General features: G+C 73.4%; 17 protein-coding genes. 6 read left to right on the forward strand and 11 right to left on the reverse strand.

All coding sequences use genetic code 11. The features are described from left to right. Positions 1–25: 25 nt before the first annotated feature. From FB558_RS29415 to FB558_RS29430, 4 genes are read right to left on the reverse strand one after another with little or no spacing between them, the layout of a single operon-like run. The gene (locus FB558_RS29415; protein ID WP_425468092.1) at positions 26–658 is read right to left on the reverse strand and encodes a DedA family protein; all 633 of its coding nucleotides are present in this window, start codon (positions 656–658) and stop codon (positions 26–28) included. Further along, positions 655–1,464: an MBL fold metallo-hydrolase gene (locus FB558_RS29420; RefSeq protein WP_170231579.1), complete on the reverse strand. Its 810-nt coding sequence runs from the start codon at positions 1,462–1,464 to the stop codon at positions 655–657. Before FB558_RS29420 ends, FB558_RS29415 begins: the two co-directional genes overlap by 4 nt. 53 nt (positions 1,465–1,517) lie before the next feature. Beyond that, entirely contained in the window at positions 1,518–2,312 is a 795-nt protein-coding gene (locus FB558_RS29425) for an SDR family oxidoreductase (RefSeq protein WP_142058825.1), read from the reverse strand. 46 nt (positions 2,313–2,358) lie between these two features. Continuing rightward, entirely contained in the window at positions 2,359–2,838 is a 480-nt protein-coding gene (locus tag FB558_RS29430) for a hypothetical protein (protein WP_142058827.1), read from the reverse strand. A gap of 103 nt (positions 2,839–2,941) precedes the next feature. On the opposite strand from FB558_RS29430, the gene FB558_RS29435 reads away from it, so the two are divergent. The 4 genes from FB558_RS29435 (at position 2,942) to FB558_RS29450 (ending at position 7,160) form a co-directional block, all read left to right on the forward strand. Beyond that, positions 2,942–3,898, forward strand: a complete 957-nt coding sequence (locus tag FB558_RS29435) for a helix-turn-helix domain-containing protein (RefSeq protein WP_142058829.1) — start codon at positions 2,942–2,944, stop codon at positions 3,896–3,898. Beyond that, positions 3,883–4,197, forward strand: a complete 315-nt coding sequence (locus FB558_RS29440; RefSeq protein ID WP_142058831.1) for a hypothetical protein — start codon at positions 3,883–3,885, stop codon at positions 4,195–4,197. The genes FB558_RS29435 and FB558_RS29440 overlap by 16 nt, the downstream gene beginning before the upstream one ends. A 558-nt stretch (positions 4,198–4,755) precedes the next feature. Continuing rightward, positions 4,756–6,498 (forward strand): asparagine synthetase B family protein, encoded by a 1,743-nt coding sequence (locus FB558_RS29445; protein ID WP_142058833.1) that lies wholly within the window; start codon positions 4,756–4,758, stop codon positions 6,496–6,498. Continuing rightward, on the forward strand, positions 6,471–7,160 hold the full coding sequence (locus FB558_RS29450; RefSeq protein WP_142058835.1) for a class I SAM-dependent methyltransferase: 690 nt from the start codon (positions 6,471–6,473) through the stop codon (positions 7,158–7,160). The genes FB558_RS29445 and FB558_RS29450 overlap by 28 nt, the downstream gene beginning before the upstream one ends. Positions 7,161–7,173: 13 nt before the next feature. On the opposite strand, the gene FB558_RS29455 is transcribed toward FB558_RS29450, so the two are convergent. After that, on the reverse strand, positions 7,174–8,508 hold the full coding sequence (locus tag FB558_RS29455) for an ATP-dependent 6-phosphofructokinase (protein ID WP_425468099.1): 1,335 nt from the start codon (positions 8,506–8,508) through the stop codon (positions 7,174–7,176). A gap of 254 nt (positions 8,509–8,762) precedes the next feature. Here FB558_RS29455 and FB558_RS29460 point away from each other — a divergent pair, with 254 nt between their 5' ends. Next, positions 8,763–10,190, forward strand: a complete 1,428-nt coding sequence (locus tag FB558_RS29460) for an MFS transporter (protein ID WP_246106818.1) — start codon at positions 8,763–8,765, stop codon at positions 10,188–10,190. A 70-nt stretch (positions 10,191–10,260) separates the two neighbouring features. Here the strand turns inward: FB558_RS29460 and FB558_RS29465 are convergent, their stop codons facing one another. Further along, complete coding sequence (locus tag FB558_RS29465) at positions 10,261–10,626, reverse strand: VOC family protein (protein WP_142058841.1); 366 nt, start codon at positions 10,624–10,626, stop codon at positions 10,261–10,263. Next, complete coding sequence (locus FB558_RS29470) at positions 10,626–11,495, reverse strand: alpha/beta fold hydrolase (protein WP_246106819.1); 870 nt, start codon at positions 11,493–11,495, stop codon at positions 10,626–10,628. The genes FB558_RS29465 and FB558_RS29470 overlap by 1 nt, the downstream gene beginning before the upstream one ends. A 116-nt stretch (positions 11,496–11,611) precedes the next feature. Between FB558_RS29470 and FB558_RS29475 the strand changes: the two genes are divergently transcribed. Then, complete coding sequence (locus tag FB558_RS29475) at positions 11,612–17,242, forward strand: ATP-binding protein (protein ID WP_281288692.1); 5,631 nt, start codon at positions 11,612–11,614, stop codon at positions 17,240–17,242. Positions 17,243–17,336: 94 nt separating this feature from the next. On the opposite strand, the gene FB558_RS29480 is transcribed toward FB558_RS29475, so the two are convergent. From FB558_RS29480 to FB558_RS29495, 4 genes are all read right to left on the reverse strand, one after another. Continuing rightward, complete coding sequence (locus FB558_RS29480) at positions 17,337–18,473, reverse strand: glycoside hydrolase family 3 N-terminal domain-containing protein (RefSeq protein ID WP_142058845.1); 1,137 nt, start codon at positions 18,471–18,473, stop codon at positions 17,337–17,339. A 153-nt stretch (positions 18,474–18,626) separates the two neighbouring features. Next, positions 18,627–19,625, reverse strand: coding sequence for a glutathione S-transferase family protein (locus tag FB558_RS29485; protein WP_142058847.1), 999 nt, complete (start codon positions 19,623–19,625; stop codon positions 18,627–18,629). Positions 19,626–19,684: 59 nt separating this feature from the next. Continuing rightward, positions 19,685–19,864 carry a hypothetical protein gene (locus tag FB558_RS29490; protein ID WP_142058849.1) on the reverse strand — a complete coding sequence of 60 codons (180 nt, stop codon included), beginning with the start codon at positions 19,862–19,864 and terminating at the stop codon, positions 19,685–19,687. Further along, positions 19,846–20,331, reverse strand: coding sequence for a GtrA family protein (locus tag FB558_RS29495; protein WP_170231580.1), 486 nt, complete (start codon positions 20,329–20,331; stop codon positions 19,846–19,848). The genes FB558_RS29490 and FB558_RS29495 overlap by 19 nt, the downstream gene beginning before the upstream one ends. Between the last annotated feature and the right edge of the window lie 83 nt (positions 20,332–20,414).

Consider the following 20,414-nt stretch of genomic DNA (forward strand, 5'->3'; position numbering starts at 1 on the left):
AGCAGCCGGCCCGCGCCGGGCACCCTCACGACGCCGCCCCGGTGCCGCGTCCGGCGGCCTCGGCGCGCGCGGCGCGGCGGCGCCGCAGCCGCGTGGTCGCGAACGACGCGACGCCGCCGGCCACCAGCACGAGCAGCGCGGCCAGCAGCGTGGCCGGCACCGGGTCGTCGAACAGCCCACCCGAGAGCACGCCCAGCGCGGCGTAGGCGACCGCCCAGAGGAGGCAGGCGAGCGTGGCCGCCGGCACCAGGCGCCGCCACGGGTAACCCAGGCCGCCCGCGGCGAGCAGCACCGGGATCCGGCCGGCCGGCACCAGCCGTCCGACCACGACCAGCAGCCCCCCGCGCCGGGTGAACTGCTCCCGGGCCGCTTCCAGCCGCTCCGGGGTCTGGCCGCGAGCCACCCAGCGCAGCAGCGCGCCCCGGCCGGCCCGTGCCACCCCGTACGTCACGAGGTCACCGAGCAGCGCGGCGACCGTGGCGAGCAGCACCACCGCCACGAGCGACATGTGGCCCGTGGAGACGGCGAGGGCGGCGGCCGCCCCGACGACGGCGCCGGTGGGCACCACGGGCACCAGCGACCCGAGCAGCACCCCGCCGAACAGGGCCTGGTAGCCGACCGCGGACGGATCGGTCCAGCCGATCGCGAGCACGGTCATCGGGCCACCGACGCCGCGCCGGGCAGCGCGACCGCCGCCCCCGGCTCGGTGACCAGCACCCGGGTCGGGCCGCCCGCGGCCCCGACCGCCTCGGCGAACCGGCGCGGCGGCTCGACCAGCAGCCGGCGCATCCGGGCCCCGAGCCCGCCGGGCAGGCGGGGCAGCCCCGCGACGGTGAGCGTGCCCCAGTGCACGGGCACGGCGACCCGCGGGCGCAGCAACGCGACCGCCTCGGCGGCGCGTGCCGGGTCGAGGTGGCCGGGACCGAGGTCGGGCCCCCACCCCCAGACCGGCAGCAGCGCCGCATCGAGGCGGCCGAGCGCGGCGAGGCCCGGGAACAGGTCGGTGTCGCCCGCCGCGTAGACGCGGGTGCCGTCGCCCTCGAGCACGTGGCCCATCGCGCGCGCCTGCGGGCCGTGCGTGGACCGCGGGCCGAACCGGTGGCCGCTGTGCGCGGCCGGCACCCCGTGCACGCGCAGGCCACCGTGCTCGAGCTCCTCACCGGGCGCCAGCTCGTCGACGCGCCGGATGCCGCGGCGGCGCAGCCAGCGCCCGGCGCCGCGCGGCACCACCACGCGGGCGGTGCGCGGCAGCAGTCGCAGCGACGGCAGGTGCAGGTGGTCGGCGTGCAGGTGCGACAGCAGCACCAGGTCGACGTCACCGTGGTGCACCGGCGCCGGGGTCGGCGTGACGCGGCGCAGCGGCCCCACGCGGCGGGTCAGCACCGGGTCGGTGAGCACCACGGACCCGGCCAGCTCCAGGCGGACCGTGGAGTGACCGAGGAAGCGCATCGCGAGGCCGCGCACGACACCAGTATCACCCGCGCCGTCGCGGCACGATCGGGCGTCACCTCCCGGCGTCAGGGACGCCGCCAGTCGTCGGACGTCAGGTGCGAGCCGGCCATCGGGCCCATCTGGAGCATCCCGCCGTCGACGGCCCAGGACGCGCCCGTCACGTACCCCGCGGCGGGCGAGCACAGGAACGCGACGACGGCCGCCACCTCGCGCGCGTCACCGGGGCGGCGCAGCGGCACGCCCGGCCGCTCGGTGGGGTGCGGGTCCGTGTCCTCCTGCCCCGTCATGGGGGTGGCGATCTCCCCGGGGGCGACGGCGTTGACCGTGATGCCGTGCTCGGCGAGCTCCAGCGCGGCCACCTTCGTCAGCAGTCCGAGGCCGCCCTTCGCGGCGCAGTACGGCCCGGCGCCGACGCGGGGCTGGTGCTCGTGCACGCTCGTGATGTTGACGATCCGCCCGCCGCGCCCCGCCGCGGTCATCCGGCGCGCGGCGCGCTGCAGGCACAGGAACGCGCCGTCCAGGTCGGTGGCCAGCACGGTCCGCCAGGTGTCGAAGTCGATGTCGAGCAGCGGGGTGGCCGTGCCGGTGCCGGCGTTGTTGACCAGGACGTCGACACCGCCGAGCGCCTCCGCCAGGTCGTCGACGACGTCCGCCGCGCCCGGCAGCTCGGTGAGGTCGAGCCGGCGCACCTCGGCCCTGCGTCCGTGGGCGCGCACCTCGTCGGCCGTGCCGCGGGCACCCACCTCGTCGGAGTGGTAGGTGACACCGACGTCGCAGCCCGCCTCGGCGAGGGCGACGGCGGTGGCCCGGCCGATGCCGGAGTCGGAGCCGGTGACGATCGCGGTGCGGGGAGAGTCCATGCCTCCCGGGTGCCCGGAATCGATCGGGCGAGACATCGGAGATCGACTACCGCCGTCGAGCACCCGGGGGCCACACGACCGTGACGGCGACGCCCCGCTCCCGCGCGTAGCCGACGGCCTCGGCGGTGCCTCCTGATCCTGTGGGTGGAGCACCGTCCCACACCGCCATGAGCACGTCGCAGCGATCGATGAGGTAGCGACTGGCGGCGAGGTAGGCGGGAGCGCCGGAGGTCTCGAAGGGCATGGTCACCGTTGTCCGGGCGGCGGCGAGGTAGCCGTCGCAGCGTTCGCGATCGACGGGATCGGGGATGCCGGAGAGGTAGTCCGCCGCGGGGAGGACGACGTCGAGCGTGCCGCCGAGTTCGAGGACGAGGTCGGCGAAGATCTGATCGGGCCCGCGGGCGATGCAGCTCATCCCGATCAGGTCATCGCGTAGCGGACCCAGGTGGTCCAGAAGCGCGTGACGGACGGTGGGGTAGGAGTCGCCGGACAGGTTGCTGTGGCCGGTGATCCCGACGATCGTCATGCGCGCCAAGCCCCTTCCGATGACTGATAGGCGCGCGCAGGGTAGCAATCGCGTCCCCGTTCCGACGGTCCACGGCGAGGATTGACGGCTTTCGTGGTCGGTCATGCGCGTCGGTCCGCAGGATGTGCGGCAGGTGGCCACGCTGAGCACGGGCGAGCGGATCCGGTCCGCCCGCCGAGCCCGGGGGATGTCGCGTCCGGTATTGGCCGGACTGGTCGGCCGCAGTCCCGACTGGCTCAAGAAGATCGAGACCGGCGTGCGCCCGCTGAACTCACTGCCATTGCTGGTGCAGCTGGCGCGCGTTCTGAACCTCGATGATGTGTCCGAGCTGACCGGGGACGATTACAGCGCTCCGGTCGAAGCCTGGCAGGGCGAGGTCCATCATGTCGTTCCTGCGATCCGCCGAGCACTCGCCGACTCCGCGTTCGAAATGCTGGGAGACGCTGTTGCGCCAGCCTTGAGCGCGGAAGAGCTGGCGTTGCGGGTACGCCGATCGTGGCAGGTGTGGCACCGCTCCACGCGGCAGCGGTCCGAGATCGGCGCAGCGCTGCCGGAGCTGATCCGGCAGGCGCATACGTCCGTGCGAGCCGCCGAGGGCGAGCAGCGTCGCCGCTGCCGAGCTGCAACAGGTGATCTCTACCGCCTGGTGCAGCGACTACTTGCCCACATTCGTGAACCCGAGTTGCACGCACTGGCCGTCGAACGCGGGCGTGCGTTCTCCGAGGACGCCGACACACCGCTCGCCCTGGCCGAGGCCGCGTGGGCATCTGCGGTCGGGCTTTGTGCGGCGGGACACTACGACGATGCTGTCGCGTTGGCCGATCGCGGGGCCGACGCGTTGGTCCGGGCTTACCGGGGCGGGCCCACGGCGTCGGCGTGGGGGACGCTCGGCGCGCTCCAACTCGAGGCGGCCGCGGCCCACGGCTTGGCCGGCCGCGACGGCGACACCTACCGCTACCTGGACGCCGCTGCTGTGACCGCCGGTCGGATGCCGTGCCAGGCCTGGCACCTGCCCTCCGCCTTCGACCGCTCGACGTCGAGATCATGGCGGTCATCGTGAGCACCAGCCTGCGCCGGCCCGGCGAGGCGATCGCCCGGGCCGAGCGGATCGACCTGACGGCAATCCGGTCAGTTGTGCGCCGTTCACGTCTGCTGCTCGAGTGCGCCGACGCCCACGCACAGCGGCGCGAGTTCAGCGATGCGGTCAGCCGGCTCGACGCGGCCACGCGCGTGTCCCCCGAAGCCATCGCTTTGATCCCACGGGCTCGAAGCCTGGCCGACGAGCTCGCCGCACACGCCCCGCATCCAGCCCGCCGCGCCGCCGATCAGGTCGTCGCCACCCTGCGAACGGTTCGCTGACCGGGATAGCCAGCAGGGGGACAATCCGTCCCCCACCGGTCACGCCTGTCGCCCCACCATTTCGTCACCAGCTGATCGGGCGGGAGACGAATGTGGCGAGCATCGCAGGCCACGATCCAGAGCGGCGCGCAATTCGACCGACCCCTATACGTGCGTACGGGTGGGATAGTGGCACGCAAGACCACGCGCTCTGGATGACCTGTGCCGACGACCGGCTCGATCACCTCATTTCCGACACATGTCTCGTCGGAGGTGTCCGTCCTCGCACGATCTGCGGTCGTCTCGCCGTACTGGCACCGCTGGTCGCGCCACCGCGACCTCGCTGCGCTGCCTGCGAGCATCACCTCGACGACGAGGCCAGGCGCTCACGCCTACCTCGGCGCTCTCTGCTTCGCCAGCTCGCCACGCGGGGTGGTTCCGCCTTCGCAGCTCTCCATCACATGCGCAGCAGGTTGCGTGAGCGGAGCAGCCGGCTTCCGCCGGCCGGAGGCTGTCTCAGCCCGCTTGTCCACCTCGTAGCGGCGCCGCCGCTCACTGAACGACGAGCGAGGAAAGGAGGTGAACATCGTGAACGATGACGAGATCTTCGAAGGCGAAGCTGCCATCGGCGTCCCGACTCTGGCTGACGAGTATGCCCGCAAGGCTCCGGGTCACCAGGACTCCAACGGCACCACTGCGCGGCGTAGCAAGCACAACCGGGGTAGGTGGCACCGGCGGAGGTGCCACCTACCCCGGCCGTTCCTCGATCGCCCATTCGATGGGAGACGCACCGCGATGTTGAAGTTCGCGATCACCTCCAATACGCCCGGACAGACATGGACGAGGCATGGAGCGTCATGGCGAGCGGATCGTTCCTCGATCACTCCATTCCTGCACCCGGCTCTGGATTCGTCCTGGGGCTCCGACGCCTACGGAGAGGGCATCTCGGTGCGGGAGCGGCGCCCGCACGGAGACCACTTGGAGCTGCGACTGATCCGTGACGGGAGCGTCCAACTCCGTGCCGGGAACGGCGGCGTCGCCCCCCTCTACGTCGCCGCTGACGACGACCGGCTCATCGGGTCCTGGGATCTCACTGACCTTGTCGGTCGCATCGGCGGCGAGCTGTCCCCTGTCGTGGTGGCCCGGTTACTGACCCGCCGTCACCGCTACAGCCATGACACCGTCTTTCCGGCGATCACCCGGCTCACCGCCGGAACCCACGCCGTGTGGCGTCCGGGATCCGGGCTGAGCCTGCGTTACCCGGATCCCGCCCACCACGTGCTGCGCCCCAGAACACTGCGCGCCGGCGCCGACCCGATCGCCGGTTTCACCGCCCTACTCGACCACGCGCTCGCCGGCGTTGTGTCCGGTCCGGAGGAGATCGTGGCAGTCGAGATGTCCGGCGGGCTGGACTCCGCGAACATCGCTGTCTCCGCCATTCATCACGGTGCGCTCGTCGCCGGTGGCATCGATGTGTACGGAAGGACCGGCAGGGCTCAGCGTCAGCGGCGAAGCCTCATCAGTGCACACCTGCGGCTCCCGATCGAGACCGTCTCGGCAGTCGAGCACTTGCCACTGGACCCCGACGGCTCACGCGTCCCGTCCCGGCCGCACCAGCCCGACGGTGACGTGTACCAGGAAGCCTTCGACGCGCTTCGGGCTCGACTCTCTCGCGCGGGAGCACGGACGGTGCTCACCGGCTACGGCGGCGACGAGATCATGAGCCGCACCTCCGCCGAACGCGGCGTGTCGACTACGCCGCCACCCTTGCCGCCATGGCTGACGGACCGAGCCCGCGCTGCGCTCGCCGATGTCGACGCTGGCTGTTCTCCGGTCACTGCTGTCGCATTGCCCACCCTGCTCGTCTTCGCGGCCCGCCACCCTGCCTACCTCCGTGCCGGGCTCTGGCCGATCGCCCCCTACACCGACCCCCGCGTCAGCCGCTTCGCCCGGTCCCTGCCCGTCGACCGGCGCACCGGTAAGGAGCTCCTGCGCCAGCGGCTCACCCGGATCGGGTTTCCTCGCGCCGTCACCCACCCCGACCAACGCGAGTCGTTCGCCGACACGATGCACCTCGCACTTCGCCGTCATGCCGTCACGCTGCTCAGCGGGATGCTCGACCAGTCGCCGTTGATCGAGCACGATCTCGTCCGCCGCGACAAGGTCGAACAGCTCTGGTGCCACGTACGCCAGCAACGACCACTACCACCGCTCGTCTTCGACATGCTTGCACTCGACATCGCGATCCGGAGCATGACCGCCACGACTACCGCCACGCCGAGCATCGAGGAGCCATGCGTACCGTCACCGCAGCGAGCCTGAGCGCCGGCAACCTCCTGTACCGCGAGCCCGCCCTCCACGACGAGCTCCACGCCGATTCCACCGTGGCCGACGACGTTCTCGACGCCGTCTCCTGCTCGGGCGCCCGTATCGAGTCCGTGCTCGACCTGGGCTGCGGAACCGGCCACGTCCTCGCCGACCTGCATAAGCGACGAGGCTGGTCGGCCGCCGGCGTCGACATCCAGCCCGAGCCCCTCGATCACGCCCGGGCGCACCACCCGCAGATCCGCTTTCGCGTGGGGGACCTGCGGACCGTAAGGCTCGGAGCGAGATTCGATCTGGTGCTCTGCCTCGGCAACACCCTGGCCTACCTGCACACCGAGACCGAACTCGCCGCCGCGTTCGACACCATCGCGGCCCACAGCCGACCGGGGAGCCTGGCCGTGATCTGCACCCTTACCGACCCTGGCCGCGACGTGCAGAGCACCACTCGCGCCACGACGAGGACTGCCGGCACTGCCGATGTCACGACCTCCGCCCGCTGGGATCCCATCAGTGGGTTCCTCACCACGACACGGTCGTGGCGCTTCGATGACGGGCGGACTGCCGAAGATCGCATCGTCCGACGAGTCTGGTCGAGCGACGCTCTCCGACAGCAGGCCGCTCGCGCTGCGCTCCGACCGCCGATTTTCCTCGCAGCCTGACGCAACCCGCCGCTCAGGCGAAGCGCACCGGCTGCCCCGTCGACTCCAGTACCGCCAGCCACAGGTCACCGTGCGGGTCGACCTGGTTGCGCCTGCTCACCGCCACGCTCATCGGGATGTGGACGAACCGGCGCCGGTAGCGGCCCACCACCATCTCGGTGCGCCCCGACATCGCCGCGTGCACCGCCGCCTGCGACAGCCGCACGCAGTACACCGAGTCGTAGGGGTTGGCCGGCACGCTGCGGATCGCGTAGCTGGGGTCGATGTAGCGGATCGAGGTCTCGATGCCCGCGTCGGAGAAGTGGTCGCCGATGCGGCGGCGCAGCCACGGGCCGATGTCGCGCAGCTTCGCGTTGCCTGAGGCGTCGCGGGCGGCGTCGTCGGGCTCGCCGATGAGCTCCTGGCCCGCCCCCTCGGCCACGACCACCACCGCGTGCCCGCGCTCGGACACCCGCCGCCGCAGGTGCGCGAGCAGCCCCTGCTCGCCGTCGAGCGCGAACGGGACCTCGGGGATCAGCACCGCGTCGGCGCCGCTGCGGGCGAGCGCGGCGTAGCAGGCGATGAAGCCGGAGTGCCGGCCCATGAGCTTGACCAGGCCGATCCCGTTGGCCGTGGACTTGGCCTCCACCTGCGCCGCCCGGATCGCGTCGCTGGCGAGGCTGAACGCGGTCTGGAAGCCGAAGCTCTGGTCGATGTAGGGGATGTCGTTGTCGATCGTCTTCGGGATGCCGACCACCGCGATCCGCAGGCCGCGCTCCTCCAGCGTCCGCGCGATCTTCATCGCGCCCCGCATCGACCCGTCGCCGCCCACCACGAACAGCACGTTGACGTGCAGCTGCTCCAGGCAGTCGACGATCTCCTCGGGGTCCTGCGGCCCGCGGGAGGTGCCGAGCACGGTGCCACCGTCGGTGGCGATGTCGCGCACCGACTCCGGGGTCAGGTCGACGACGTCGTGGCCGTAGCCGGGCACGAAGCCCTGGTAGCCGTTGCGGATGCCGACCACGCGGCGGACCCGGTAGTGGTAGGTCAGGGTGCGGACGAGGCCGGCGATCACGTCGTTCAGGCCGGGGCACAGCCCACCGCACGTGACGATCGCGGCACGTGTCTTCGCCGGGTCGAAGAAGATCTTGCGACGGGGGCCGCAGGGCTCGAGCCCGGGCAGCTCGCCCGCCGGGACCCCTCGCGAGGAGATGCGCGCGAGCGTGTCGTCGAGCAGGACGCGGTCGTTCTCGCTGATGTAGTGCTCGGTGGTCCGGGTGGCGTCGAGGAGGGTCGCCATCGGCGAGGTGATGCGGGCCGGGCCGAGCGTGCGGATCGAGAGGTCGGGGATCGGCTCGAGCCGGGGCAGCTCGACGACGGACGCCTCGTGACCGGCGTCGTGACCGGCGTCGTACCCGGACCCGTCGGACTCGTCGGAGAAGGCGGTGCTCACGGCGCTCCCTGCATCGGCGGCGCGGACGACCACGCCGCGACGCTGGGACGGTGGCCCACTTGACCGGTACAGGATGCCCGGCCCGGCCCGCCGTGGCCAGACCGGGTCGGGAAGGTGTTCCTCCTTCCAGATGCTTGCCCATGGCAACGATCCCGTGCTCCTCTGAGGGGGTGCCCTCCCCTCGTCCGGCCGTCGTCATCGGCGTGCTCGCGTCCTGCGGGCTGGCCGTCTCGCTGATGCAGACGCTCGTCGTCCCGTTGTTGCCGCAGTTCCCGCAGCTCCTCTCGGCCTCGCCCGCCACGGTGGCCTGGCTGGTCACGGCGACGCTCGTGGCCGCGGCCGTCTCCGCCCCGGTGCTGGGCCGGCTCGGGGACATGTACGGGAAGCGGCGCATGCTGCTCGTCGCGCTCGGGATCGTGACGGTCGGCTCGGCGCTCGGCGCCGTCGCCCCGAACGCGGCCGTGCTGATCGTCGCGCGGGCGCTGCAGGGCGTCGCGATGGGCGCGATCGCGCTCGGCATCAGCATCATGCGCGACGTCCTCCCACCCGCCCGCATCGGCAGCGGGATCGCGCTGATGAGCTCGTCGCTGGGCATCGGGGGGGCCATCGGGTTGCCGCTCACCGGCGTCGTGGCGCAGCAGACGAGCTGGCGCTGGCTCTTCGCCGGCGCCGCGGTGCTCGGCGCGGTGCAGTTCGTGCTCGTGCTGCTCGCCGTGCGGGAGTCCCCGCTGCGCTCCGGCGGGCGTTTCGACGTCCTCGGGGCGGTGGGCCTGTCCGCCGCGCTGGTCTGCCTGCTCCTGGCCGTCTCCAAGGGCAACGAGTGGGGCTGGAGCAGCACACGGGTGCTCGGGCTGCTCGTCGCCGCCGCGGTCCTGATCGCCGTGTGGGTCCGCTGGGAGCTGCGCAGCCGCACACCGCTGGTCGACCTGCGGGTCTCCGCGCGGCCCGCGGTGCTGTGGACGAACGTCGCCTCGATCGTCGTCGGCTTCGGGATGTTCGCCGGCTTCCTGGTGACCACGCAGGTCCTGCAGGCACCCGAGGTCAGCGGGTACGGGTTCGGCCTGTCGCTCGTGGCGGCCGGTGTGGTCCTACTGCCGATCGGCGCCGCGATGACGATCTTCTCGCCGGTGTCGGCCCGGCTGTCGCGCCGGCGCGGGGCGCGGACCTCGCTCGTGCTCGGGGCGGTGGTGCTCGCGCTGGGCAACATCCTGATGGCGACGCTGCCGGGATCGATCCCGCTCGTCATCGCGGCGTCCACCACCACCGCGATCGGGGCGGCGATCGCCTACTCCGCGATCCCGCTGCTGATCATGCAGGCGGTGCCGCCGGGTGAGACCGCCGCCGCCAACAGCCTGAACACCCTGATGCGAATGCTCGGCACGTCCTCGTGCAGCGCGGTCGTCGCGGCGGTCACCACCGGACTCACGACGACCGTCGGCGGGCGGCTGCTGCCCTCGGGGAGCGCGTACACGGTCATCTTCCTCGCGGCGGCGGGCGCGGCCCTCGTCGGCGCGGCGATCGCGGCCCTCACCCCGCGCCCGCCGGTCGGCGAGGCCCTCCCGACCGAGGCCGTCCGGAGCTCAGCGACGGCGGCCTGACCGGCGACGACCCGACGAGCGGCACTTTCGTCGGCCAGGAACCGACGAGGGTGCCGTTCGTCATCCGTTCTCAGCGGGGGTCCGACCGCAGTGGGTGCTCCGTCGGCACCTCGACCAGGACGATGCGCGTGCCGTCGGGGTCGGCGACCCACATCTCGTGCAGGCCCCACGGCTCCTCCCGCGGCTCGCGCACCACGTGGGCGGCGAGCTCGCGGTGCGCCGCGGCGAGGTCGCGGACCTGCAGCCAGAGCGCCACCGCGGGGCCGGGGCCTGCGTCGGCGCGGCCCGAGAGCTCCAGGAACCCGCCGCCGAGGAAGAACACGGTGCCGCCGGGGAACTCGCGGGCGATCGCGAGACCCAGCACGTCGCGGTAGAAGGCGAGGCTGCGCGCCATGTCGACGGGGCGCAGCAGCACGCGGCCTGCGAGGACCTCCATCAGCCCGGGTGCTCGGACAGGTGCTCGAGCAGCAGCTCGGCCAGCTGGTCGGGGGCCTCGTCGGGGATCCAGTGGCTGACGCCGCGCAGCTCGGCGTAGCGGAACGGCCCGGCCACGTGCTCGTGCACGAGCTCGACCGACTGCCGGGTGAGCGCGACGTCGCCGTCGCTCCAGACGAACAGGGTGGGCACCGTGACCGGCGCGGCGGGCCCGCCGGGCTTCTCGGTGAACATGGCCCGGTACCAGTTCAGTGCCGCGGCGAGCGCGGCCGGGTCCGCGAGGCCCGCGGCGTCGCGCTCGGCCGCGGCGCGGGACTGCCCGGTGCGGCGCAGCATCGCGACCAGCCGCCGCGAGAACGGAGCCCCGCCCGCCCCGAGCACGCGCTCGGGCAGCCCGGGCAGCTGGAACGCGTAGACGTACCAGGACGCCAGGCCCTGCCGCGTGGTCAGCAGCGACCGCAGGTACGCCGCGGGCGGGGGCACCGACACGGCCGTGAGCGAGCGGAGCCGCTCACCGTGACGGGCGGCGAGCTGCCAGGCGACGGCGGCGCCCCAGTCGTGGCCCACCAGGTGCACCCGCGCACCCGGGCCGACGAGCTCGTCCACCACCGCGAGCGCGTCGGCGACCAGCTCCCGGCCCCGGTAGGCGGCTCGACCCCGCGGTCGCGCCCGCGGCGAGTAGCCGCGCTGGTCCGGGGCGAGCGTGCGGTAGCCCCGCTCGGCCAGCCGGGTCGCGACCGCGTGCCACGAGTCGCCGTGCTGCGGAAAGCCGTGCAGGAGCAGGACCGGGTCACCGCCCGGCGGGCCCAGCTCGTGCACGTCGAAGATCAGGTCGTTCCGGGTCGCCGTGCGGACGGAGCCGTTGAGCACGGGGGACATTCTGCCCGGCGTCCCCCGCCTGTCGGTTGTGCACCGCGGGTGCGGTCGAGTTGGGTGGGCGCGGCGTACGGTGCAGCGGGCATCAGCGACGGGGAGTGAAGAAGATCGTGACGGAGTTCGAGCCGGCGTCGTTCCAGCGGGTCGCCATCGTCAACCGCGGCGAGCCCGCGATGCGGTTGATCCACGCCGTGCGCGAGTGGAACGCCGAGGCCGAGGACGACGGGGGCGGGGGGAACGGGCGCCGCCCGCTGCGCACGATCGCGCTCTACACCGCCGTCGACCGCAACGCCATGTTCGTCCGCGAGGCCGACGAGGCGGTCCTCATCGGCCCGGACGACCCGGACCAGGCGTTCGCCACCAGCCCCTACCTCGACCACGTCGAGCTCGAGCGGGGACTGCGCACGGCCCGGGCCGACGCCGTGTGGCCCGGCTGGGGCTTCGTGTCCGAGAAGGCCGACTTCGCCCGGCTGTGCCGCGAGCTCGGCATCGTCTTCGTCGGCCCGTCGCCCGAGGTGATGGAGCGGCTCGGCGACAAGATCGCGTCGAAGGTGCTGGCCGAGGAGGTCGGCGTGCCGATGGCGGCGTGGAGCGGCGGCCCGGTGGCCGACGTCGACGCGGCCCGCGAGCACGCCGAGCGGATCGGCTACCCGCTCATGGTCAAGGCCACCGCGGGCGGCGGCGGCCGCGGCATCCGCCGGGTCGACTCCCCCGACCAGCTCGCGGAGGCGTTCGAGCGCGCCGGCTCGGAGGCGGGCAAGACCGCGGGCGACGCCACGGTCTTCATGGAGCGCGCGATCCGGGGCGGGCACCACGTCGAGGTGCAGGTCGTCGCCGACGCGACGGGCGACGTCTGGACGCTCGGCGTGCGCGACTGCTCGGTGCAGCGGCGCAACCAGAAGGTGATCGAGGAGTCCGCCTCCACGGCGCTGGACGCCGAGCAGGAGCAGCTGCTGCGCACCTCGGCCGCGAAGCTGGTGCGCGCCGCGGGGTACGTCAACGCGGGCACCGTCGAGTTCCTGTACGAGCCGGGCGAGCGGCTGCTGTCCTTCCTCGAGGTCAACACGCGGCTGCAGGTGGAGCACCCGGTCACCGAGGCCACCACCGGCGTCGACATCGTCAAGCTGCAGCTGCACGTCGCCATGGGCGGGAAGCTCGCCGACATCGCGCCGGAGACGCCGCCCGCCCGCGGGCACGCCATCGAGGCCCGGCTCACCGCGGAGGACCCCGAGCAGGGCTTCGCGCCCGCGCCCGGGCGCATCGAGCACCTCGCGCTGCCCAGCGGCCCCGGCGTCCGCGTCGACACCGGCGTCGCCGCGGGCGACGTGATCCCGCCCCAGTTCGACTCGATGATCGCCAAGGTGATCGCGTGGGGCCGGGACCGCGGCGAGGCACGCGCGCGCCTGCGCCGGGCGCTGAGCCAGACCGCGGCCGTCATCGACGGCGGCACCACGAACAAGGCGTTCCTGCTCGACCTGCTCGACCGCCCCGAGGTGCGCTCCGGGCAGACCGACACCACCTGGCTCGACACGATGATGGCCGACGGCTACGAGCCGCCGCGGCGCCTGGACGTCGCGCTGCTCGCCACGGCCGTCGAGGCCCAGGACGCCCACGTGGCCCGCCAGCGGGAACGGCTGTTCGCCTCCGCCGAGCGCGGGCGGCCCGAGGTGGGCCACGAGACCTGGTACCAGGTCGACGTCCGCGCCGCGGGCGAGTCCTACCGGCTGCGCGTCGCGCAGTCCCGCGGCAACCGCTACCACGTGGAGCTGGACGGGAAGGCCGTCGACGTCGACGCCGAGCGCACCGGCCGGTTCGAGCGCAAGCTCGCCGTGGCCGGGCGGTCCTACTCCGTGCTGTCGGTGCCGCAGGGCTCGGACTTCCTCGTCGAGGTCGACGGGGCGGTCCACCGCATCTCCGGCGGTGAGGCCGGCCTGGTCCGCGCCCCGGCGCCGGCGATGATCGTCGCCCTCCCGGTGGCCCCTGGTGACGAGGTCGAGGCCGGTGACGTCGTCGCCGTCGTGGAGAGCATGAAGCTGGAGACGGCGCTGCGCGCACCCGTCGCCGGGCGGGTGCGGGAGGTGCTGGTCGCGGCGAACACGCAGGTGGAGGGCGGCACCAAGCTCGTCCGCCTGGAGCCCGACGCCGACGCGGGCGGCGCAGCCGTCGGCGACCGCGCCGACTTCTCCCAGCTGGCAGGTCCCCCGGTCGCCGGTACCGACGCGGGCGCGGTGGCCGCCGACGCCCTCACGTCGCTGCGCTACCTCGTGCTCGGCTACGACATCGACGAGCGGGACGCGCAGCCGCTGCTGGCCGCGCTCACCGCGGCGCGCGAGCAGCTCATGCCCGACGACCCCCGCGTGCTCGCGGGCGAGACGGCGGCGCTGCGCATCTTCGCCGACCTCTGCGCCCTGTCGCGCAACCGGCGCGGCCCGGAGGACGAGACGCAGCAGGTCGACCCGGCGGGCGAGGAGGCGCGCAACCCGCAGGAGTACCTGTATGCGTTCCTGCGCTCCCGCGACGCCGACGCCGAGGGGCTGCCGGAGTCGTTCCGCGAACGGCTGCGGCGCGCGCTCGCCCACTACGGCGTCACCGACCTGGCGCCGTCCGACACCGTGTCCGGCGACGCGCTGCACAGCGCGCTCTACCGGATGTTCCTCGCCCACCGGCGGGCCACGGCGCACGTCCCCGTGGTGCTGGAGCTGCTGCAGTGGCGGCTGCGCCACCCCGACTCGCTGCCCCCGGCCGCTCGCGAGGACTACCAGCGCGTGCTCGACCGGCTGGTCACGGCCACCCAGCTGCGCCACCCCGTCGTCGGCAGCCTCGCCCGGCGGGTGCGCTACACGCTGTTCGACGCGCCGCTGATCGCCGCCGAGCGGGCCGAGGGCCAGGCCGAGGTGCGCGCCGAGCTCGACCGCCTGTCCGACGACCCGGCCACGCGGGCCGGGCAGATCGACACGATCGTCTCCGCGGGCGAGCCGATCCTCGGGGTGTTCGGCGCGCAGCACCACGCCGCGATGCTCGAGGTGATGACGCGGCGCTACTACCGCATCCGCCGGCTGCACGACCTGGAGGTCACCGACCGCGGCGGCCGCCCGCTGCTCACCGCGGGCTACGAGCACGAGGGCCGCGAGCTGCTCGTGCTCGCCACCACCGTGCACACCGCCTCCGACGCGCCGTCGTGGGGCGACCCGATGACCGTGCAGGGCGACCTGCGCCGGCTCATCGCGCAGCTGCCCGCCGACCGGGTCGTGCTGCTCGACCTCTACGTCATCGCAGGCGAGGCACCCGACGAGGATCCGGAGCGCTCCGCCGAGAAGATCCGCGCGATGCTCGGGCGGCTGCCCGACCGGCTCGCGCGCGTCGCGGTGGCGGTGCGCCGCCCCCACGGCGACGAGCGGAGTGCGTGGTTCACGTTCACGGCAGGCCCGGACCGCAAGCCGGTCGAGGACCGCACGCTGCGCGGCCTGCACCCGATGGTCGCCGAGCGGCTCGGGCTGTGGCGCCTCACCGACTTCGCGCTCACCCGCCTGCCGGCGCCGATCGACGTGCACCTGTTCCGGGCGGTCGGGCGCAACGTGCCCGACGACAAGCGGCTGATCGCGCTGTCCGACGTCCGCGAGCTCACCGTGCTGCGCAACGGCGAGAACGGGGAGGGCCGGATCCGCGCCCTGCCGCAGCTGGAGCAGGTGCTCGACTCCTGCCTGGACGCGCTGCGCTCGGCCCGCGCGGCCAACCGGGAGGACGCGCGCCTGGAGTGGAACCGCGTGCTGCTCTACGTCTGGCCGGTGGTCGACGTTCCGCTGGACGAGCTCGACTCGGTGGTGCGGGTCCTCGCCCCGCGCTCGGTGGGCCTGGGCCTGGAGCAGGTCGTCGTGCAGTTCCGGCACGCAGGCGACGGGACGGGAGCGCCCCGGGAGTTCCTCCTGCGGATGTCCCGGCCGCCGGGCGCCGGGCTCACCGTGCAGATCACGGAGCCGCCGACGCACCCGTTGCGCGAGCTGGACGCCTACGCGCAGAAGGTGATCCGGGCGCGGCGGCGCGGCGCGGTGTACCCGTACGAGCTCGTGCCGATGCTGCAGCGCAACCCCGACCGCGGCGGCCCGACCGGCGTGTTCACCGAGTACGACCTCGGCCCGGACGGGGCGCCGGTCGTGGTCGAGCGCCCGCCGGGCGGCAACACCGCCAACATCGTGCTCGGCACCGTCACCACGCCGACGCGGCGGTACCCGGAGGGCATGACTCGCGTCGTGCTCATCGGCGACCCCACCAAGGCCCTCGGTGCGCTCGCCGAACCGGAGTGCGCCCGCGTGCTGGCCGCGATCGAGCTGGCCCGCCGCCTGGACGCGCCGATCGAGTGGTACGCGGTGTCCGCGGGCGCCAAGATCGCCATGGACTCCGGCGTGGAGAACATGGACTGGGTGGCGAGGGCCCTGCGCGGGATCGTCGAGTTCACCCAGGCCGGCGGCGAGGTCAACGTCATCGTCACCGGCATCAACGTCGGCGCCCAGCCGTACTGGAACGCCGAGGCGACGATGCTCATGCACACCAAGGGCATCCTCGTCATGACGCCGGACAGCGCGATGGTCCTGACCGGCAAGCAGGCGATGGACTACTCCGGCGGCGTCTCGGCCGAGGACAACTTCGGCATCGGCGGCTACGACCGGATCATGGGCCCGAACGGGCAGGCGCAGTACTGGGCGCCCGACCTGTCCGGGGCGATCGACGTGCTGCTGGCGCACTACGCCCACACCTACCGCGCTCCCGGCGAGCGGTTCCCGCGGCCCGCGCCGACCACCGACCCGGCCGACCGCGACATCTCCGACTCGCCGCACGCCGGCCCCGGCTGCGACTTCGCGACCGTCGGCGAGATCTTCACCGCCAACCCGGGACGCAAGAAGCCCTTCGACATCCGTTCGCTGCTGCGCGCGGTGTCCGACAACGACCACCCCACCCTCGAACGCTGGGTCGACATGATCGACGCCGACGGCGTGGTCGTCCTCGACGCGCACCTGGGCGGGCAGCCGATCTCCCTGATCGGCGTCGAGTCCCGGCCGCTGCCGCGGCGGGGACAGCTGCCGATGGACGGGCCGACGACCTTCACGGCGGGCACCCTGTTCCCGAAGTCGTCGAAGAAGATGGCCCGCGGGATCAACGCGGCCAGCGGCAACCGCCCGCTGGTGATCCTCGCGAACCTGTCGGGCTTCGACGGCTCGCCCGAGTCGCTGCGCCAGCTGCAGCTCGAGTACGGCGCCGAGATCGGCCGGGCGATCGTCAACTTCGACGGGCCGATCGTGTTCTGCGTGGTCTCGCGCTACCACGGCGGCGCGTTCGTGGTGTTCAGCGGCTACCTGAACGACAACATGGAGGTCGCCGCCGTCGAGGGCTCCTACGCCTCGGTGCTCGGCGGGGCACCGGCCGCGGCCGTCGTGTTCGCCGGCGAGGTGAACAAGCGCACCGCCGCCGACCCCCGCGTCGCCGACCTGGAGGCCCGGATCGCCGAGGCCCGCCAGAACGGCGCCGAGGAGGAGGCCGCCCGCCTCACCAACGAGCTCGCGACGCTGCGTCCCGGCGTGCGGGCGGAGGTGCTGGGGCAGGTCGCCGACGAGTTCGACGCCGCGCACAGCGTGGAGCGCGCCCAGCGCGTGGGCTCGGTGGACGTGATCGTCCCACCCACGCAGCTGCGCCCGTACCTGACGGACGCGGTGCGACGGGGGATGGAACGCGCAGGCAAGCTCCGCTAGGGCGACGCGAACACCCCGCACCTTGGAGCCCTACTGCTGATTTCTGGGCGTGGGAACAGCAGTAGGGCTCCAAGGTGCTGACGGGCTGCGGGGGTCAGGAGCAGACGCGCTTGGCCTTCAGGATGCGGATGACCGCCTCCTCCGTGGCCCGCGGGTCGAGCTGCGCCTGTTCCAGGTGGTCCAGCACGGGGGTGATGCGGCCACCGCTGGACCACAGCGCCATGTCCGCGCCTGCCGACAGCGCCTGCTCGACGGCCTCGGGCAGCGTGAACTCGTCGGTGACGGCGTCCATCGCACCCAGGTCGTCGGTGAGCACCAGGCCGTCGAAGCCGTAGTCGCCGCGCAGCAGCGCGTAGACCTCGGGCGAGAGCGAGCTGGGCAGCTCCTCGGTGAGGCCCGGTACGTCGAGGTGCCCGACGAGCACGCCGGTGCGGCCGTCCGCGAGCGGGCCACCCGGGCCGAGCAGGGTGGCGTAGGGCTGCAGGTCCGCGTCGCGCAGCGCGTCCAGCGGCGGGGTGGCGACCCGACCCTTGTGCGAGTCGCCGTCGGCGCGCCCGTGGCCCGGGAAGTGCTTGAGGACCGTGTAGACGCCGGCCGCGCGCTGCCCCTCGGCGAAGGCGGCGGCGTACTCGGTGACCTCGGCCGGGTCGTCGGCGAAGGCGCGGTCGCCGATCGCCGCGGACCGGCCGGTGATGTCGACGGTCGGGGCGAGGTTCATCGTGACCCCGCGCGCGACCTGCGCCTCACCCCGCTCCTCCCCCAGCTCGCGCACCTGGTCCACGGTCAGCTCGGCGGCCATGTCCCGGGCGCTGGGCAGTTCGCCGTCGAGGTCGTCGATGCGCTGGACGCGCCCGCCCTCGTCGTCCACGGCGACGGCCAGCGGGATCCGCGACATCGCCTGCACCCCGCGCAGCGCCTGGTCGGTGAGGAGGTCGGTGGCGTTGCCGGGCAGGAAGATCCCGCCCACCTGCGTGGCGCGCACATCCGCGCCCGCCCCCTGCGGATCGGCCGCGTCGACGCCGACCATGAGCCGCTGGGCGAGCCGGTCCCGCGGCGCCATCGCGGCGACGACGGCCGGGCAGCGCGGCAGCCGGTCCGGGCCGACGTGCTCGCCGCTGAGCGGTGGCGCGGGCGGCGGGGCGGGGGGCGGGGTCGCGGTCGCGGGGCCTGCGGCCACGAGCAACGTCGCGAGGGTCGCGAGCAGCACCGCGAGCGGCTGTCGAACGGTCATCCGGGCCCATCTTCCTCCGGGTGCCCGCTCCCGCCGACCCGCCCCCGACGGGCACGCAGATCGTTCCGAGGGGTACGGCATGGCGGTCGCCGCCGCAGCTACGTACTTCTCGGACGGATCACCGGGCGGTGATCGGTGCCCGGATGACGCCGCTCAGACCAGCGGCGGCACCCGCTCCCCCTCCGGCGGCGGGCCGGGCGGGGTGCCGTCGCCGAACGGGCGTCCACCCAGCTCCTCCCGGCCGTGCGGCGTGAGCCAGCCACGCGGGTCGGGCCCGACCGGGACGATCCCGGTCGGGTTCACCTCGGAATGCACGCCGTAGTAGTGCTGCTTGATCTGCTCGAAGTCGATGGTGTCGCCGAAGCCGGGGGTCTGGAACAGGTCCCGCGAGTACGCCCACAGCACCGGCATCTCGGTGAGCTTCTCCCGGTTGCACTTGAAGTGGCCGTGGTAGACCGCGTCGAAGCGGACGAGCGTGACCCACAGCCGGATGTCGGCCTCGGTGATCGTGTCCCCGACGAGGTAGCGCCGCGTGGCCAGCCGCTCGGACAGCGCGTCCAGGCGGGCGAACAGCGCGCGGTAGGCCTCCTCGTAGGAGCCCTGCCCCTTGGCGAACCCGCACTTGTAGACGCCGTTGTTGACGTCCTCGTAGACGCCGGCGTTGACCTCGTCGATCTCCGCGCGGTGCTGCTCGGGGTACAGGTCGGGGGCGCCCTCGCGGTGCAGTGCGCGCCACTGCGTGGACAGGTCCAGGGTGAGGTCCTGGAAGTTGTTCGTCACCGCCTTGCCGGTGGCGACCTCGACGACGGTCGGGACCGTCACGCCCTCGTCGAAGCCCGGGTGCGCCTTCTCGTAGGCCTCCCGCAGGTACTCGATACCCAGCACCGGGTCCCGGTTGTCCGGGTCGTTGTGGAACCGCCAGCTGCGGTCGTCGTGCAGCGGGCCCGCGATGCCCATCGACAGCACGGGCTCCAGCCCGAGCAGCCGCCGCACGATGACGCTCCGGTTCGCCCACGGGCACGCCCTGGCCACGACGAGCCGGTACCGGCCCGGCTCGACCGGCCAGGCCGAGGACCCGTCGGAGGTGATGCGCTCGGTCAGCGCGACCGGCTTGCGCTCGAACGCGTCGGCGGTGGACTGCGTGGCACCCATGCCACAAACCTAGGCCCGTCCGTCAGCGGCCGCCGGTTGTCCGACGGGCCGGCCGCGGCTCAGTCGTCGCCGTCCTCGGGCCCGTCCTCACCACCGTCGTCGTCCTGCTGCGTGACGCCGGGGGCGTCGTCGCCGTCGTCGTCCCCCTCCGCGGGGCCGCACGCCCCTGCGGAGCTCAGGAACAGGGCCGCGCCGGCGAGGATCGCCGCGGTGGTCCGGGTCAGGCTCGTTCGTCCCATGCGTCCACCTTGCCAGGTTCGGGCTCGTCCGCGCCGAAGACCCAGTACCGCAGCACCAGGAACCGGATGATCCCGGCGAGGACGCTCGCCGCGGCCACCGCGAGCGACTCCTGCACCGGGGTGAGGTCCTCGAGGAGCGCCTCCAGGAGCAGGAGCACCGCGGAGCTGTAGAACGCGTAGAACAGCACGGTGCCACCGACCTGCACCCGCGCCCGCCAGCGGTGCACCGCGCCGCCGCCGAACGTGAAGCGGTGGTTGGCCTCGGTGCTCACGGCGGTGCTCACCAGCAGCGCCACGACGTTGGCCGGCACCGTGTCGAGCCCGGTGCGCAGGAGGAGGAAGACCGCGGCGTTGGCCACGGTCGCCAACCCGCCGACGACGACGTAGTGGGCCACCTGCACCAGCAACGGGTGGTGCCTGCGCCACCACGAGTCCCGCTGCCGGGCCGGCGCGACCGCACTCTCCACCACGACCCCCTGACAGCGCCTGCTGATCCCGTGGTATCCGCTGGACCACGGGATGCGCTGTCCCTCACCTGTGCGAACGCTGT

Source organism: Pseudonocardia kunmingensis (assembly GCF_006716445.1).
GTDB classification, from domain to species: Bacteria; Actinomycetota; Actinomycetes; order Mycobacteriales; family Pseudonocardiaceae; genus Pseudonocardia; species Pseudonocardia kunmingensis.